At 71.7% G+C, this 15,655-nt stretch carries 13 protein-coding genes, 1 pseudogene and 1 riboswitch; of the genes and pseudogenes, 1 reads left to right on the forward strand and 13 read right to left on the reverse strand.

Annotated elements, in window-relative coordinates; genetic code table 11:
• Positions 1-18 precede the first annotated feature (18 nt).
• Entirely contained in the window at positions 19-795 is a 777-nt protein-coding gene (locus AMO33_RS09560; protein ID WP_060592081.1) for a TetR/AcrR family transcriptional regulator, read from the forward strand.
• A 72-nt stretch (positions 796-867) separates the two neighbouring features.
• Here AMO33_RS09560 and AMO33_RS09565 read toward each other — a convergent pair whose 3' ends face one another.
• The 13 genes and pseudogenes from AMO33_RS09565 to AMO33_RS09615 all read right to left on the reverse strand — a co-directional run bounded on the left by AMO33_RS09565 (position 868) and on the right by AMO33_RS09615 (position 15,556).
• A complete protein-coding gene (locus tag AMO33_RS09565) occupies positions 868-2,331 on the reverse strand; it encodes an MDR family MFS transporter (protein ID WP_060592083.1) in 1,464 nt (487 codons plus the stop codon).
• Between the two features lie 247 nt (positions 2,332-2,578).
• Positions 2,579-3,046 (reverse strand): GNAT family N-acetyltransferase, encoded by a 468-nt coding sequence (locus AMO33_RS32960; RefSeq protein ID WP_062954122.1) that lies wholly within the window; start codon positions 3,044-3,046, stop codon positions 2,579-2,581.
• A 10-nt stretch (positions 3,047-3,056) separates the two neighbouring features.
• Positions 3,057-3,566 (reverse strand): ATP-binding cassette domain-containing protein, encoded by a 510-nt coding sequence (locus AMO33_RS32965; RefSeq protein WP_390502223.1) that lies wholly within the window; start codon positions 3,564-3,566, stop codon positions 3,057-3,059.
• Positions 3,488-4,543 (reverse strand): annotated as a pseudogene (locus tag AMO33_RS32970) (ATP-binding cassette domain-containing protein); the annotation flags it as partial. The gene AMO33_RS32965 and the pseudogene AMO33_RS32970, both read right to left, overlap by 79 nt.
• Positions 4,540-5,364, reverse strand: a complete 825-nt coding sequence (locus tag AMO33_RS09575; RefSeq protein ID WP_060592086.1) for an ABC transporter permease — start codon at positions 5,362-5,364, stop codon at positions 4,540-4,542. The gene AMO33_RS09575 and the pseudogene AMO33_RS32970, both read right to left, overlap by 4 nt.
• Positions 5,361-6,323, reverse strand: a complete 963-nt coding sequence (locus tag AMO33_RS09580) for an ABC transporter permease (protein ID WP_060592088.1) — start codon at positions 6,321-6,323, stop codon at positions 5,361-5,363. The genes AMO33_RS09575 and AMO33_RS09580 overlap by 4 nt, the downstream gene beginning before the upstream one ends.
• A gap of 3 nt (positions 6,324-6,326) precedes the next feature.
• Positions 6,327-7,094, reverse strand: coding sequence for a class I SAM-dependent methyltransferase (locus tag AMO33_RS09585; protein WP_060592090.1), 768 nt, complete (start codon positions 7,092-7,094; stop codon positions 6,327-6,329).
• On the reverse strand, positions 7,091-8,629 hold the full coding sequence (locus AMO33_RS09590) for an ABC transporter substrate-binding protein (protein WP_060592092.1): 1,539 nt from the start codon (positions 8,627-8,629) through the stop codon (positions 7,091-7,093). Before AMO33_RS09590 ends, AMO33_RS09585 begins: the two co-directional genes overlap by 4 nt.
• Before the next feature lie 101 nt (positions 8,630-8,730).
• Positions 8,731-8,843: riboswitch (cobalamin riboswitch) on the reverse strand.
• A 182-nt stretch (positions 8,844-9,025) separates the two neighbouring features.
• Positions 9,026-10,303: a cytochrome P450 family protein gene (locus AMO33_RS09595; protein ID WP_011208665.1), complete on the reverse strand. Its 1,278-nt coding sequence runs from the start codon at positions 10,301-10,303 to the stop codon at positions 9,026-9,028.
• 278 nt (positions 10,304-10,581) lie between these two features.
• The gene (locus AMO33_RS09600; RefSeq protein WP_060592094.1) at positions 10,582-11,946 is read right to left on the reverse strand and encodes a cation:proton antiporter; all 1,365 of its coding nucleotides are present in this window, start codon (positions 11,944-11,946) and stop codon (positions 10,582-10,584) included.
• Positions 11,947-11,988: 42 nt separating this feature from the next.
• Entirely contained in the window at positions 11,989-12,507 is a 519-nt protein-coding gene (locus AMO33_RS09605) for a hypothetical protein (protein ID WP_060592096.1), read from the reverse strand.
• On the reverse strand, positions 12,504-13,982 hold the full coding sequence (locus AMO33_RS09610) for an NAD(P)/FAD-dependent oxidoreductase (protein ID WP_011208662.1): 1,479 nt from the start codon (positions 13,980-13,982) through the stop codon (positions 12,504-12,506). The genes AMO33_RS09605 and AMO33_RS09610 overlap by 4 nt, the downstream gene beginning before the upstream one ends.
• Positions 13,983-14,341: 359 nt before the next feature.
• Entirely contained in the window at positions 14,342-15,556 is a 1,215-nt protein-coding gene (locus tag AMO33_RS09615) for a hypothetical protein (protein ID WP_060592098.1), read from the reverse strand.
• Between the last annotated feature and the right edge of the window lie 99 nt (positions 15,557-15,655).

Below are 15,655 nucleotides of genomic sequence, written 5' to 3' on the forward strand. Positions count from 1 at the left end.
GCGCGCAGGGAATGGAGAATGTGTTCCGTGGCAGCACCGAAGAACTCGTCCGATCCGGCCCGCACCCTCACCCTGTTGTGGGGGCTGCATCCGAAACCGGGTCGCAAAGGGCTGACGGTGGCGACCATCGTGGCCGCGGGGATCGAGGTCGCCGACGCGGAAGGTTTGGACGCGGTGACCATGCGCCGGGTCTCCGAACGACTCGGTGTCGGCGCGATGTCGCTGTACACGCACGTGCCGGGCAAGACCGATCTGGTGGAACTCATGCACGACGCGGTGCTGGCCGACCTCTACCGCGATCCCGGCGAACCCGCGGCGGCCGGGGACTGGCGCGCCGGGCTGACCCTCGTCGCCCAGCGCAATTGGCAGCTCTACCAGCGGCATCCGTGGCTGTTGGGCCTGATCGGCACCCGTCCGGTGCCCGGACCGCATTCGATCGCCAAGTACGAGGCCGAGCTGCGGCCGCTCGACGGCCTCGGCCTCGGTGACATCGAAATGGACGCGGTGCTCACCTTGGTGCTCACCCACGTACAGGGCACCGCCCGGCTCGCCGCCACGTCCGCGGCCACCGCCGCGGACTCCCAGCTCACCGATCCGCAGTGGTGGGACATCACCGGCCCGATCCTGGACCGCCTGTTCGACCCGGCGAAGTTCCCGGTCGCCGCGCGCGTCGGCGCCGCGGCGGGTTCGGAACACAACGCCGCGGTGGACCCCGACCACGCGCTCGGTTTCGGCCTGGAGCGAATCCTCGACGGCATCGCCGAGCTGATCGAGCGGCGGCGGGAACAGCCGTAGCCGCGCGGCGGCGGGTCACGAACGACCGACGCCCCCGGCGCGCGCGGCGTCGGGGGCGTCGGTCATGTCGAGTCAGCCTTTGACCAGTTCGACGGTCGGCTCCTCGATCTCCTCGGGCTCGTCCGGCGCCTCGGCCCGGTTGGGCAGCAGCACCGCCATGACGATGACGATCAGCGCCAGCACCGCCGAGACCAGGAACGCCAGCCGCATGCCGTCGAGGTGGGCCAGCGTCTCCTCGGTGCCGTTCTCGATCAGCGTGGTGCTGCGCGCCGACATCACCGTGACGACCAGCGCGGTGCCGAACGCGGCCGCGACCTGCTGCAGGGTGCCGAGCATCGAGCTGCCGTGCGAGTACAGGTGCTGGGTGAGCGACCCCAGGCCGAGGGTGAACACGGGCGTGAACGTCGCCGCCAGCGCGACCATCAGCAGGATGTGCAGGGCCAGCAGCTGCCAGTACGGCATGGTCATCGAGATCTGGGTGAAGCCGGCGAGCGAGGCGGCGATGCCGAGCGCACCCGGGATGACCAGCGGGCGTCCACCGAACCGGTCGTACAGGCGGCCGATCGTCGGGCCGAGCAGGCCCATCGCCAGACCACCCGGCATCACCAGCAGGCCGGTGGCCAGCGGGCTCAACCCGCGCAGGTTCTGCAGGTACAGCGGGAGCAGCATCATCGAGCCGAGCATCGCCATGAACGCGATCGACATCAGCACCAGCGACTTGGTGTAGGTACCCGACCGCAGCACCCGCAGATCGAGCAGCGGGCCGCCGCGCCGCTGCAGGCGCAGCTGGCGCAACACGAAGGCGGCGATCAGGGCCGAGCCGACGGCGACGATCAGCGCGGGGGTGGCCAGGCTACCGGCCTCGAACCGGCTGAGCCCGAACACGAGTCCGCCGAACCCGAGCGCGGCCAGCACCACGCTCACCACGTCGATGCTGCCCGCCTCGGGCTCGCCGACGTTCTCCAGTCGCCGCAGGCCCAGCCAGGTGATGATGACCGCGATCGGCAGCACGAGCACGAAGAGCCAGCGCCACGAAGCGATCTGGAGCACCAGGCCGGAGATCACCGGACCCATCGCCGGCGCCACCGAGATGGCCAGGGTGACGTTGCCCATGACGCGGCCACGGTCGTGCTCGGGCACCACCGTCATCAACGTGGTCATCAGCAGCGGCATCATCACCGCGGTGCCGACGGCCTGGATGATGCGGCCGAGCAGCAGCACCGCGAAGGTGGGAGCCACCGCCGACAGCGCGGTGCCGAACAGGAACACCCCCATCGCCGTCGTGTAGGCGACGCGGGTGGGCACCCGTTGCAGGAACCAGCCGGTCGTCGGAATGACCGCGGCCATGGTGAGCATGAACGCCGTGGACACCCACTGCGCCGCCCGCTCGGTGACCCCGAGATCGGCCATCAGCCGCGGGATCGCGTTGATCATGATGGTCTCGTTGAGAATCACCACGAACGTCGCGAGCACGAGCACCCGGATGACCGTCGGTGTCCGTCCTCCCGTGACGGGTGCGGATGGATGGGCGGACATCGGTTACCTCCGGGGCAGGGTCGTGGGCAGGACTGCGTCGGCCGATGCCGAGCCGCCGCGTCGCGCTCCCGGCATCACAGGGATTGAGACGGGGACTACTGCTCGAACTCATCGGGCGCGCGTCAGTATTCCGCGCGGCACCGACACAGTTCACGTGGTTTTTCCGGGTTCCGGCACTGCCCTAGGGCACGAATCCACTGGTCAGATGCTTCTCAGCGCCAGCGCGTCGGTTCAATCGTGACCTCGGTCACTGCTGGGACACGGCCGGACCCGGCCACCGGAAGGTGCGCATGTCGTCGGCCACGCCGAGATCGAGCCAGCCCCGGCGGCGGAAGAAGGCGAGGGCGGGCAGGTTCGCCAGGTCGACGTAGGCGCGCCACCCCGCGGCCGGCGGGTGACCTGGCCAGCCGAGCGCGGCCTCGAGCGCGAGGGTGGCCAGGCCCTGGCGGCGACGGCCGGGGTCGACGGCGAGCGCGGTGACGGTGTGGTCGTTTTCGGCGTGGCCGTCGGCCCACACGCAGCCGATCGAGGCGACGGGGGCGCCGTCGAGTGCCACGACGAGTTCGACGCCGGTGTCGTCGGCGAGCACGTGGTCGAGCCACTCCTGATCGAGGGGGCCGAGCTGTTCGTTCAGTGTCTCGTCCGCGTACCACGCCGACAGCCACGGCCAGTCGGCGCGGGTGAACTCTCGCACGGTCGGATGCGCTGCCCGCATGCCTCGTACTCTATGTGCCGCCCTGCCCGGGCGGAGATTCGGCGGCGAGCAGATCGGCCAGCAGGGGCGTCGTCGGCTGCGCGAGCAGGCGGGCGGGCGGGCCGAGATCGACCAGGCGGCCCGCGTCGACGAGCGCGACACGGTCGGCGCGGTCGAGTTGGCCGGGGAGGTCGTGGCCGATCGCGACGATCGCGGCGCCGGTGCGTCGGCGGTAGGCGTCGAGGTGGCGGTGGATGCGCGCCGCGGTGGGTTCGTCCAGCGCGGTGGTGATCTCGTCGCACAGCAGGACGCGGGGCCGGGCCAGCAGGGCGCGGGCCAGGGCGGCGCGCTGGAGTTGACCGCCGGACAGTCCGGCCGGGCGGCGCAGCAGCTGCTCGGGGCGAGGCCGAGGTCGGCGAGGGTGTCGGCGGCCTCGGCGCGGGCGGCGTCGCGGGCGAGCCCGCGCAGGCGGACCGCGGTCGCGGCGACCTGGTCGAGCACCGGGCGGCGGGGGTCGAAGGAGGACGCCGACTCCTGCCACACGTACTGCACCTGCGCGATCTGCGCCCGAGAGCGCCTGCGCAGCACCGGCAACGGCTGGTCGTCGAGCAGCACCGCGCCGTGCCGCGGGGCGACCAGCCCGGCCATGCAGCGGGCGATGGTGGATTTGCCCGCACCGGAGACGCCGAGGATCGCCAGCAGTTCCCCGGCCCGCACCGCGAGGTCGATCTCGTGCAGGATCCGGCGCCGATGCAGGGTCACCGTGACTCCGCGCAGCCGCAGCACCGGGGCGGACGGCGCCGCCGTGGGCTTCCCGCCGGGCTCGGACGCCACCGGCTCGGGCGGCAGCTCCTCGACGATCCGGCCGCCGTGCACATACAGCGTCCGGTCCCCCGCCCGCTCGGCCACCGGATCGTGGGTGACGAGCAGGATCGCCGCGCCCTGCCCGCGCAGGGTCGCCAGGCTGCGGAGCAACGCCGCCCGCGCGAGCGGGTCGAGCCCGACGGTCGGCTCGTCGATCACCAGCACGTCCGGCCGCACCGCCAGCACCTGGGCCAATGCCAGGCGCGCCCGCTCGCCGCCGGAGAACTCGAACGGGTAGCGCCGCAAGACGGCGTCACGATCGGCATCGGCCACGTCGAAGGCGGCGGTCGCCAGGATCTGCGCGACGCGGGCGCGCCGCTGCGCCCGGGGCAGGCGCGGCCGTTCCAACCCGACGAGTTCGTGCAGTGCCGCGCCGACCCGGCGCGCCGGGTTGAGCGTGGCGGCGGCGTTCTGCGGGAGATACCCGACGCGGATCTCGCCGCGGTGCCGGATGTCCCCGGTGAGCTGCACGCCGGGCTGCCGCACCCCGGCCACCGCCGCGGCGATCGTCGTCTTGCCGGCGCCCGAGGGCCCGAACAGGGTGACGATCCGGCCCGCGGGCAGGGCGAAGCCGATGTCGTCGAGGATCGTCGCCGCCCCCGCGCGGGCGCCGAGCCCACGCACCTCGATCAACGGTTCGGCGACGCGGGTCATGCCGATTTCCCCGTTCGCACGGCGGCGCGCACCGCGAGCGTGCGCGGATCGGCCAGCAGGTCGTCGCACAGCAGGTTGATGCCGACGATCAACGCCACGATCAGCCCGGCGGGCAGCGCCACCGCCCACGGCGCGGTGGTGAGCGCGTCCTTGTTCGCCGCCACCGACACCGCCCAGTCGGTGGAGGTGGTGTCGAACCCGAGACCGAGGAAGTTCGCGGACGCGAGGAAGTAGACCGCGACGGTGAACCGCAACGCCATATCGGCGGCCACCGGCCTGGCCATCTCGCGCGCGGCGTAGCGGCCGTAGCGGTACGCGCGGGATTCGCCCTGCATCCGCAGCGCGTCCATGACGGGGCCGTGCACCACCGAGCGGGCGGCCATCCGCACGAACCGGGCCGTCGGGGCGACCAGTGCCAGTGCCACCGCCGCCGCGATGGCGATCTCGGATCCGCGGGTTCGGATGGCGGCCACCATGATGATCAGCAACGAGGGCAGGCACAGCAGCACGTCGATCGGCCGCATCAGCAGCTCGTCCAGCCAGGTCCGGTCGGTCGCCGCGGCGGCCACGCCGATCAGGAAGCCCACCAGGTAGGCGAGCAACACCGTCGACACCGCGACCAGCAGGAAGGTGCGCCCGCCGGACAGCGCCGCGGCGAGCACGTCCCGGCCGAGACGGTCGGTGCCGAACGGCGACCACACCGACGGCCCGAACGGCGCCTGCCGGGTGCGCGGCGCGCGGTCGGCCAGCACCGGCCCGGCCAGGGCGACCAGCACCGGAATCGCCACCAGCGTGCCGGCGAGAGCGCGACGCGGGCTCATCCGCGCCTGCCCTCGGCCGACCGCGGCACCATCCGCTCCCCGAGCACGTCGATCACCAGGTTCAGCACGATCGCCGCCGTGCCGGTGATCGCCACGATCGCCAGGACCACCGGCTCGTCCCGGTTGCCGATCGCCCCGATCAGCTCCGACGCCAGACCGGGCACCACGAACACCGCCTCGACGATCAGCACGCCCGACAGCAGCCCGTCGCCGGTGCGGCCGAGCTCCTGCATCGCCGGCGCCAGCGCGTTCGGCGCGATGTGGCGGGCCAGCAGCGACAGCCGCCCCACGCCGAGCCGCCGGGCCTGCGCGATGTAGGGCTCGTGCAGCACGTCGATCACCCCGGCCCGCACCAACCGCACGAGCGGGGCGGCCACCCGCGCGACGATCACGATCAACGGCAACACCAGGTACTCCGGGTGCCGGAGCACGGTGTCGGCATCGGCGCCGAGAAACGTCGCGGGCAGCAGATCCAGATCGATGGCCACGTAGCTCACCAGCAGCACCGCGAGCACGAAATCCGGAACGGAGTCGAAGCCGATGCTGACCGTGGTGATCGCGCGGTCCCGTCGCGAGCCGGGATGCAGCCCGGCGGCGAATCCGGCGACGACGACCACCGGCACCAGCACGGCCAGTGCCAGCACGGCCAGCACGGCGGAGGTGCGCAGCGGCCCGGCGACGAGGTCGCTCACGCGCGCACCGCTGGCGTAGGAGGTGCCGAAATCGCCGGTGGCGGCGTTACCCAGCCAGGTCAGGAAGCGCTGCACCGGCGCGACGTCGAGGCCGAGCAGTTCCCGCGCCACCGCCCGCTGATCCTCGCCGAGGACGTCGTTGCTCTGCACGTCGGCGGCGTCGCCGGGCATCAGCAACGACAGCCCGAACACCAGGGCCAGCAGGATGCCCAGCTGAAGCACCCCGATCCCGGTGCGGCGCAGGACGAATCGGGCGAACGGCGGCACCGGCTACCGGATCCCGACGACGACACGGTCGTCGCCGTACTGCCACACGATGCCCGCCTCGGCGAAACCCTCCGCCCGCGCGAACTCGACGTAGTCGTGCACGCTCGGCCGGTCGTGCACGGTGTGCTCGAATCCGCCGTCGCGCAGCCGCACCAGCTCGGCCAGTTCCGGCGCCGCCGCCACCGCCGCCCACCATGCCGCCCAGTCCTCGGCGGCGGCCGTCCCGACCCGCTCGGCGCGCCGCCGCGTCAGCGCCGCCCCCAGCGTGTCCAGGCGGGGGCCGCGTTCGCCTTCGTAGAGGTGGTCGCCGTTGACGAACACCCCGCCCGGGGCCAGCATGTCCGCGCAGGCACCGATCAGCGCGCGCAGCGGTTCCCGGTTCATCCAGTGCAGCGCGGTGGTGCTGACGAACGCGTCCGGTGCCCGGTCCAGCTCCAGCCGGGCGGGCCAATCCGGTTCCCGCAGATCGGCATCGACGGTGCGGAACCGCGACGAGCCCAGGGTGCGTTCGGCCAGCGCCAACAGCAGCGGGTCGGCGTCCACGCCCACGACCGTCGCCTCGGGGAAGCGGACGAGCAGCCGATCCGACAGCGTGCCCGGCCCGACACCGAGATCGACGATCAGCGGATCCGGCCGCCGCACGATCTCGGCGAGCACATCGCCGATCACCTCGAACCGCTGCTCGCGGTCGGGCATGTAGTGCTCCTGCTGACGGTCCCAGCGCCGCACCCAGTACCGGGCCCGCTCGATGTCCAGTTCGCTGGTGGTCATCGCGCGGTCACCCCGTCGAACCTGGCCCAGCCGTGCGAGTTCGGCACGGCGGCGGGAACGTCGCGGAAGCCGGACCTGGCCGCGCTGTGCCACAGGGTACTGGCGAAGAACACGAATCCTCCTCGGTCGTGCACTATCTCGTGCATCGTGCGATAGATCGCCGCGCGACCTTCGGTGGCCGCGGTGGCCTGGGCGCGGACGTAGAGGGCGTCGAACTCGGGATCGGCGAACCGGGTGCGGTTCTGGGGCGCGTCGGTCAGCAGGCGCGAGGCGAAATGGTTGGGGATCGGCAGCGGGCCGGACTGGCCCATGGTGAGCGCACCGGTCTGCATCGAGTCGGTGTAGTAGGTGTCCTTGGAACCGATCACCACCTCGACGTGCACCCCGCACGCGGCGGCCTGCTCGGCGAACAACCGGGCCGCTTCCACGAATCCGTGCGCGACCGGTGCGGTGAACAGATCGAACCGCAGGTCACGAACCCCGGCGCGGTCGAGCAGCCTGCGCGCTTCGTCGGGATCGTAGCGGTGCGGCTCCAGTTCGGCGTAGTACTGGTAGCCCCGGCCGAAGACGTCGCCGGCCACCTCGCCCTGCCCTTCCAGCGCGACCTTCACCATCTCCTCGCGGTCCACCATCCGCATCAGCGCGCGCCGCACGTCGGGATTGTCGAACGGCGGCCGGTCGGTCTTCATGGCGAAGAAGTAGATACCGCTGCCGGGTGTCGAGGTGAGCTCCACGCCGCGGTCACCGCTCAGCACACGGGAGGCGGCGGGGCCGAGATTGTCGGCGAAATCGACCTGTCCGCTGCGCAGCGCGTTGAGCCGCGCGTCCGCCTCCGCGCTGACGATGCGCAGCTCACCGATGGCGGGCGCGCCGTCCCAGTAGTGCTCGTTGCGGGTCGCGACGAATTGCCGTCCCGGCTCGAAGGATCGGAACACGAACGGCCCGGTGCCCACCGGCCGGTCGAAATCCTGCGCGCCCGCGGGCACGATCTTGGTCCCGTACGCGGACAGGGCGATCAGGAAGTCGAAGGCGGGGCGGCGCAACGCGATCTCGACGGTGCGGTCGTCCACCGCGCGGCACGCGGGCAGGTCCACCTCCGTCAGCGAGGACGCCGCCACGAACGGGCGGCGTTGCGGCGGGCCGAGCACCCGCGCCAGCGTGGACAGCACATCGTCGGCGACGAACGCCCGCCCGTCGTGCCACCGCGCCTCGCGCAGGGTGATCCGCCAGCGGGTGCCGTCGGCGTTCGGTTCGGCCCCGGCGGCCAGGCGCGGGATCGGCGTCATCGTCTCGTCGACCTCGAACAAGCCGTCGTAGACCGACTTCATCCGCGCCTCGTCGATGAACAGCGTGTTCACCCCGGGATCGATGCCCTCCCCCGCCCCCGACCCCTGGAACGCGGCGGTGAACACGTCGGTGTCGACGCCGGCCGTCGATCGCCCACCACACCCGGCCACCAGCGCCCCCGCGCCCAACGCGCTGCCCACCAGGAAGGCGCGCCGCCCCAACCTGCCCCGCGGTGGTTCGTGCTCCATCCTCGCCTCCCATCCCGTGCGACGCACGCGATGCGGACGCGAAACAAGCCTTTGCCAGGCTCATTCGGCGCGCCGACCAAAACCCACGTGGCCACGACCGTTTCGTCGAACAGCGGCACCGCGGGTATCTGGCTTCGGCTCACCACGAGCCTCACAGTTGCGGGACAGCCCCGGACTCCCACCGGTCTTCCCCACGGGCCGCCGCCAATCATAAGCACGACGGGGGGCTCGGTGGTGAGCTACGAATTCCCGCCCCGTCCGCCCTCGTAGCGCCCGCTGGGCCTGCCGCGGTCGCCACCTCACCCGGATGAGCGGCCCACCGGCACGACGAGGTGGTCCGGACGGAGCGCGACCGCCCCGGCGACGCCGGGATCGACGCACCCCTCCGCTCGAATGTCAGGGAATGTGCAGTGGCGGGCAGGAGGGGAAGACGACGGGCAGGGCGGCGAGGGCGCGGTGGAAGGGGCCGGGGCGCCGGCGGAGGTCCTCGGCGGGGACGGCGAGCTGGATTTCGGGGAGGGCGTCGAAGAGTTGGTCGATGGCGTTCTGGACGGTGACATAGGCGACGGAGCGGGCGGGGCAGGCGTGCGGGCCGGTGCTCCACGCCAGGTGGGAGCGGTTGCCGTGGCTGCTGCCGCCGGGGGTGTCGGCGCCGCGGATCTCGGGGTCGTTGTTACAGGCGGCCAGGCTGATGACGACGGGCTGGTCGGCCGGTAGCCAGACGCCGTCGACGGTGATCGGCTGGCGCGGGTAGGTGGTGCAGAAGTTGGCCATCGGCGGGTCGTCGAAGAGCACTTCGTCGAGGGCATCGATGGTGGACAGGTTGGTGAGCACGTCGCCGAAGCGGAACCGGTCGTCGGTGATCATCAGCAGCAGCGCGTTGGTGATGAGGTTGCGCTGCGCCTCGAAACCCGCACCGTAGAAGCTCATCAGCTGGGCGAAGACCTCCACGTCGTCGAGCTGGGCCGGGTGCTGGACCAGCCGCGAGGTGACGTCGTCGCCGGGGTGTTCCCGTTTGAGCCGGATGAGTTCGAGCAGTGCCTCTTTCAGCATCGGCATCGCCTGGGCGCTCTTGACGGTGTCGAAGCGCGCGGCCATGCCCGCCGCGACCCGGCGGCCGATGTCCTCGGGGCAGCCGACGATCTGGTTGAGCACCTCGAGCACCAGCGGGAAGGCGTACTGGGTCACCAGGTCGGCCTGCCCGGCCCGGCAGAAGGTGTTGATCAGGGTGATGGCGATCTTCTCGACCATCGGGTAGATCGATTGGACGTCGATGGCGTCGATGGCGGCCGCGGACGCGCTGCGGTAGCGCGCGTGCACGGGCCCGTCGTTGTTGCGGGCGGCGGGGAGCCAGGCCATCATCGGTAGCACGGGGCAGTTCTCCGGCACGGTCTTCTGCCAGGCGCGCGGATCGGCCGGGAAATGATTGGGGTCGTTGAGGATTCGCACCGCGGTGGAGTAGCCGATCACCAGGGTGGCCGGCACGCCGGGGGCCAGCTCGACCGGCGCCAGCGAGCCGTACCGGCGGCGCATCTCGCGGTAGGCCAGGTGCGGGTCGGCGACGAATTCCGCGGTGTAGAGCGGGATCCGCTCCTCGGTGTGGCCGGCCGGGCCGTGTTGGACGGGGCATACCCCCGGCGCCGCGGCGCCGGTCGGGAAGTGCGGTGTAGCCAAAGACGTGACTCCAGACGATGGAACAGTGTTCGACAAGGGGTGACGCATGCAGCTGTGAGCGCGTGCCACGGTGCGCACATGCCACGGTGCACACGCAACGGTGCACACCCAACGGTGCGCATGACGTGCCTGTGACATGACCCGCCTGTGACATGACCCTGATGGCCTACGTGCCCACCGTGGATCGTAGCCACACCGCTGCCCGCTCGCGCGCGGAACGACCACGGGGGCGCGGACTTCCGGCGGCGACGGACGTGTCCGTCCGTCGCCTGCCGACCCTACGTCGTGGCCGACGGAGCGGTGTCGGCGGGCTCCCGGACCGGAGGCTGTTCTCCGTTGGGCCCGAACACCATTCCGCGTTTCCACGCCCCGCGTTCGAACAGTCGTTGCAGCGGTGTGGCGAGCACGGTGGTGACGGTGGTCATCAGGGCCAGCACGGTGTAGAGCGCGGGGGTGATCAGCCCACTGGACAGGCCGATGCCGAGCAGGACCAGTTCCATCAATCCGCGGGCGTTGGCGAGGGCGCCCATCGCTCCCGCCTCCCGCCAGCCCATGCCCTGTGCGCGCGCGACCAGCCCGACCGCGCCGAACTTGCTCGCGAACGACACCACCAGCACCAGCGCGGTGACCGCGAGCACGTTCGGTGTGAAGATCAGGCTCAGCTCGGTGCTGAGGCCGGTGTGGATGAAGAAGGCGGGCAGCAGCAGATACGCCACCAGCGGCTCGAAGGCGCGGCGCAGCCCGGCCAGCAGCTCACCGCGGGGCATCACGACCCCGGCGACGAACGCGCCGAGCACCGAGTGGATGCCGACGAAGTCGGTGAACGCCGCCGCGGCCAGGACCACGAGCAGCACCGCCACCACGGGCGCCACCGGGAGCCCGCCGGTGGTCTCGTGGTCGCCGCGCCGAGGTGTCCAGGTCTCCAGCCGGGTCAGCAAACGACGGCCCGCGGTTGCCATGACGGCCAGATACAGCGCCCCACCGGCCAGCGCCAGGTACGCACCACCCGCGGAGTCCTGCGCGGTGGCCACGACGACGGCCAGCAGCAGCCACGCGCACAGGTCGTCCACGGCCGCGCAGGCCAGCGCCATGGTGCCGAGCCGGGTGCCGGTCAGCCCCGAGTCGTGGACGATCCAGGCCAGGATCGGGAACGCGGTGACCGCGACGGCCGCCGCCAGAAACAACGCGCCCTGCCAGGGCGAGACCGCGTCGGTGAAGTAGCCGCCCGCACCGACCAGCCACCAGCCGACCGACCCGCCGAGCACCATCGGCACCAGCACGCCGGTGGCCGAGGTGAGCCCGGCCTGGCGCAGATGGCCGCCGAGGATGGCGCGATCGAACGATGCGCCGACCAGGAACATGTACAGCACCAGCCCGAGCTGGCCGACGACCTGGATGGCCGTGGCGTTCGGATGCGGGACGGTGACGCCGTCGAGCACCACGTCGGTCGGGAAGAGCCGCTGCTGGAGCTCCGGCCACGCCGCGCCGAGCAGCGAGGGCCCGAGCAGGAACCCGGCGATCATGATCGCGACCACCTGCACCTGGCCGAGCCTGCGCAGCACCGGCCACAGCAACCGGTAGGCCAGCAGGATCACGACCAGTTGCAGGAAGAACAGCGTCGAGATCGCCAACGGTGAAGGCATGCGTGACTCCCGAACATCAGGGACGAGACCCGGCCCCGGGTGTCAGGACCGGGGCTCGAGCAGGTGATCCGGCGGAACGAGGTCGGGATCGAAGGACTCCCGGACGAAGCACAGCGGCCGGTCCTGCACCACCATGAGGTAGCTGCGGGCCGCGCACGGCCGTCCGTCCGGCCACCGCCGCAGACCCGCCCACAGGATGCGCCTGCGCTGGGCGACGCCGCGGGCGATCAGTCCCGCGCCGATGGGCACCCGCACGTCGTCGAGGCCGGTCGCCGCGGCCGGGCCGCGCACCGCGACGACGTGGTTCACCGAGGCCAGGCGCTGGTCGGCGGTGACCAGCGCCGAGCGCCGCAGCAGCACACGCTCGGCGCCGGGCACCCGCAGCGCGTCGGTGACGTGCTCGGGCAGCCGCCGCGCAGGCACCTCGATCTGGCGGCGCACCCGCACCAGCAGCGGAGCGCCGAGGATCGCCTCCAACGACGACATGGTGAAGCCGTCGCCGGCCAGCAGCACCCGGGTGAGCGGGTCGGCGAAACCGGCGATGGCGCCGGCCGCGCTCACCGCCCGGCCACACCCGCCGCTTTGGGCGGGATGACCGGCCGTGCGACCGCCGCGATCTCCTCGGCGGTGCGCGGGCGCCCGGTGAGGCCCAACACCGGTTCGGTGGTGATCCGCACGCCGTCCATCACCGTGTCGGCCAGTGGGTCGCGCCAGTGGTCCCAGACCACGGACATGTCCAGGTGCCCCATGTATTCGAGGTTGGCCGACTCGTCGTGCAGGCGTTCGGCTTCGGCGACGATGGCCTGGGTCGAGGTGCGCTGCTGCGAGCCCGCGGACTCCTCGACATCGGTCAGGCCGGCCATGATCCGGGTGAACGACACCTCCGGGGTGTCGCCCTCGTGCACCTCGGTGAGCTTTGCGGCGTGCGCGAAGTACTCCTCGGAGCCGATGTACTGCTCGTACATCCGCGACACCAGCACCAGGAACCGCGAGTACGCCCGGCGGGCGGTGTGCTCGTAGAAGGCCAGCGCGTCCTGCTCGCTCATCTCGCCGCGCAGACTCGTGGCGATGGCGGCCGCGGCGACGAGTCCCCCGTAGGTCGCCAGGTGCACACCGGTGGACAGCAGCGGGTCGAGGAAGGCCGCGGCGTCGCCGACGATGACGTAGCCGGGCCCGGCGAAGCGGTCCGACACGTACGAGTAGTCCTGCTCGGCCCGCACCTCGGCGACCTGCTCGGCGCCCGCGAGCAGCTCGCTCATGGCCTTGCTCGCGGCGATCGTGTCGCGGTAATAGGTGTCACGGCCCTTGGTGCGCAGTGCCTCGCCCGCCGTGCGCGCCGAGATCACGTAGCCGACGCTGAACCGGCCGTCGGACAACGGGATGTGCCAGAACCAGCCGCCCTCGGGCGTGGAGACGACGTTGATCGCGCCCTCGGGACTGTCCGGATGCAGATGGGCGCCGCGCCAGTACGACCAGACGGCGACGTTGCGAAACGCCGGGTGCTGCCTGCGCATCCCGAATCGCCGGTTGGCCAGCAGGCCGTAGCGTCCCGAGGCGTCGACGAGGAAATCGCAGGGGATGGTGCGGATCTCGTCCTCCCCGGCGGCTTTCCACTCCACCGCCACCGGGCGGTCGCCCTCGAACACGACGTCGGTGACGGTCGCGCCTTCGATCACGGTGGCGCCCTGCTCGGCGGCGTTGCGCAGCAGGATCTCGTCGAAGGCGGCGCGCTCGACCTGATAGGACCAGGCTTCGGCATCCACCAACTGCGACCAGTCCAGTAGCCAGTTGTCGTCCTGCCACTGGAAATAGCCGCCGCGCTTGATCTGGAAGCCGTGCGCGGCGACCTTGTCGTACGCCCCCGACAGACGCAACGTGGACAGGCAGGAGGCCAGCAGCGATTCACCGATGTGATAGCGCGGGAACCGATCCCGTTCCAGCAAGGTCACCCGGATACCCGCCCGGGCGAGCAGGGCGGCGGTGGTGGACCCGCCCGGCCCTCCACCGACGACGACGACGTGCGGATTGTTCCCCATAGCACTCTCCCTGACCTTGCCGACGAACGAACGTGCGCAGTCCACTTCCGGCCGCCGCGCTGCGCGGACCGCGCCGGAAACACCCCTTGCCACTCAGTAGCTGAGCGGTTTGCGCACGAGTAGAAGTGTAGCCATCCATACCGAAAGCTCAAGGCGTAGAACGCATTTGGTTGTGCATCTGCAAGCACACCGAAGGATAGCCGCGCGACAGCGCGAAACGCCCGGGCGCGAGCGGCGAGAGCACCGGCTCCGGCGTCGGACATCAGATTGTCGGCCGATCGAGGACACCCCCGTCGGCGTCATCGGCGCGCAGGAGCGGCGCACCGGAATCCTCGGTGTCGGATGAGCATCACCCCCGCTCACTCGCCTCCAGGGTACGGCCTCGGCCACGGCCGCACCGGCACATCACGGGGATCGGCGGTGGCTTCGCCGCGCCGCTCCCCGTGGAGTCGCGGCGGTGTAAAGCCGTGGACGACGGCCGCGCCGGCCGCCGCCACCGTGGCGGCCACCGCGCGCTCCGCGTCGGATACCGAGCACCGGCCCAGACCGCACGCGGTCGCCACACCGAACGCCGTGCGTCCCGCGCCCTCCTCGAACAGCGCCAGGGCGCGAACACTGTCGGGCTCCGACTGCGGCGACGCCACCCCGGCGATCAGCCGCCAGGCGGGATCGAGCCGCCGCAGCGGCGCATAGAAGCCGGGGTCGAGCGGCGCGGGCGCGGCGCCGTACGCGCACGGTACGTGGACGGCGGGCAGGCCGACCTCCCGCTGCGTCAGCAGCCGTCCGAGCCGGTCGAGCAGTCGCGCCGCGGGCGCGAGACTCCGTGGGGCCAGCAGGCTTTCGTGCTTGTAGTCGCCGTAGCACAGGTGCACGACCACCGCGGCGCCGAGCTCGTGCAGCCGCCCCAGCAGGTGCGCGAGCTGCCGGGCCACCGGCCCCGCGGCGGCCCATCCCAGGCCCAGCTCGTCGGCTTTGACGACGCTCAGCAGCGCGAACGGTGATTCCAGCTGCCACACCACGCGATCTCCGTAGCGTTCGGTGATCGTGGTGACCTCGCTCAGCGCCGCGTCGGTGAACACCGGCAGCTGCCGCAGAGCGGTCGCCAGCAGCGGTGCGCGGCGCAGGGCGCGGCCGACCGGAATCCCGGTGCCCACCGCCGCGCCCGCGAAGACGAACATCGCCAGATCCAGCGGATTGGGCAGGCTGATCTGCAATTTGGTGCCCGCGAGTTCCGGGCGGCGCGCCCGCACCGCGTCGAAGGCCGCCACCACCTGCCCGATCCGCTCCACCCGATCCATCGCGACGTGCCGGGGCTCCAGCCGGGCGCCGGGTTTCAGCCCGTAGCTGGGAAAGTCGCCGTAGTCGTCGTACCCGCCCGGCCGGACCACCGTGAGGACGTCGGTGTGACGGGCACGGTCGAGGAGATAGCCGAGGATCCAGTCCGGATCGAGGTCGCACGGCAGCGCGGTCACCGGCCGTCCCGCGCTGTGGTCGGCGAACCAGTCGAGGACGGCGGCATCGCCGGTGGTCAGTTCGGCGGGCAGACTGCCGACGTGATGCACGTATCTGGTCATGCGTGTCCTCCATATCCGCTGCACACTCCCCCACCATCATCGCAACGGCAGCCGAAACGCACTGCCGGGAACGCGAATTCGCAATCTCGGCCACAGAAC

The sequence above is a fragment of the Nocardia farcinica genome, assembly GCF_001182745.1.
GTDB classification, from domain to species: domain Bacteria; phylum Actinomycetota; class Actinomycetes; order Mycobacteriales; family Mycobacteriaceae; genus Nocardia; species Nocardia farcinica.

Bases quoted from the DNA above. Each gene is read 5' to 3' on its own strand.
- AMO33_RS09610 (WP_011208662.1), bottom strand. From the start codon at position 13,982: ATGGGGAACAATCCGCACGTCGTCGTCGTCGGTGGAGGGCCGGGCGGG.
- AMO33_RS09615 (WP_060592098.1), bottom strand. From the start codon at position 15,556: ATGACCAGATACGTGCATCACGTCGGCAGTCTGCCCGCCGAACTGACC.
- AMO33_RS32960 (WP_062954122.1), bottom strand. From the start codon at position 3,046: ATGCGGGCAGCGCATCCGACCGTGCGAGAGTTCACCCGCGCCGACTGG.
- AMO33_RS09585 (WP_060592090.1), bottom strand. From the start codon at position 7,094: ATGACCACCAGCGAACTGGACATCGAGCGGGCCCGGTACTGGGTGCGG.
- AMO33_RS09565 (WP_060592083.1), bottom strand. From the start codon at position 2,331: ATGTCCGCCCATCCATCCGCACCCGTCACGGGAGGACGGACACCGACG.
- AMO33_RS09590 (WP_060592092.1), bottom strand. From the start codon at position 8,629: ATGGAGCACGAACCACCGCGGGGCAGGTTGGGGCGGCGCGCCTTCCTG.
- AMO33_RS09560 (WP_060592081.1), top strand. From the start codon at position 19: ATGTGTTCCGTGGCAGCACCGAAGAACTCGTCCGATCCGGCCCGCACC.
- AMO33_RS09600 (WP_060592094.1), bottom strand. From the start codon at position 11,946: ATGCCTTCACCGTTGGCGATCTCGACGCTGTTCTTCCTGCAACTGGTC.
- AMO33_RS09575 (WP_060592086.1), bottom strand. From the start codon at position 5,364: ATGAGCCCGCGTCGCGCTCTCGCCGGCACGCTGGTGGCGATTCCGGTG.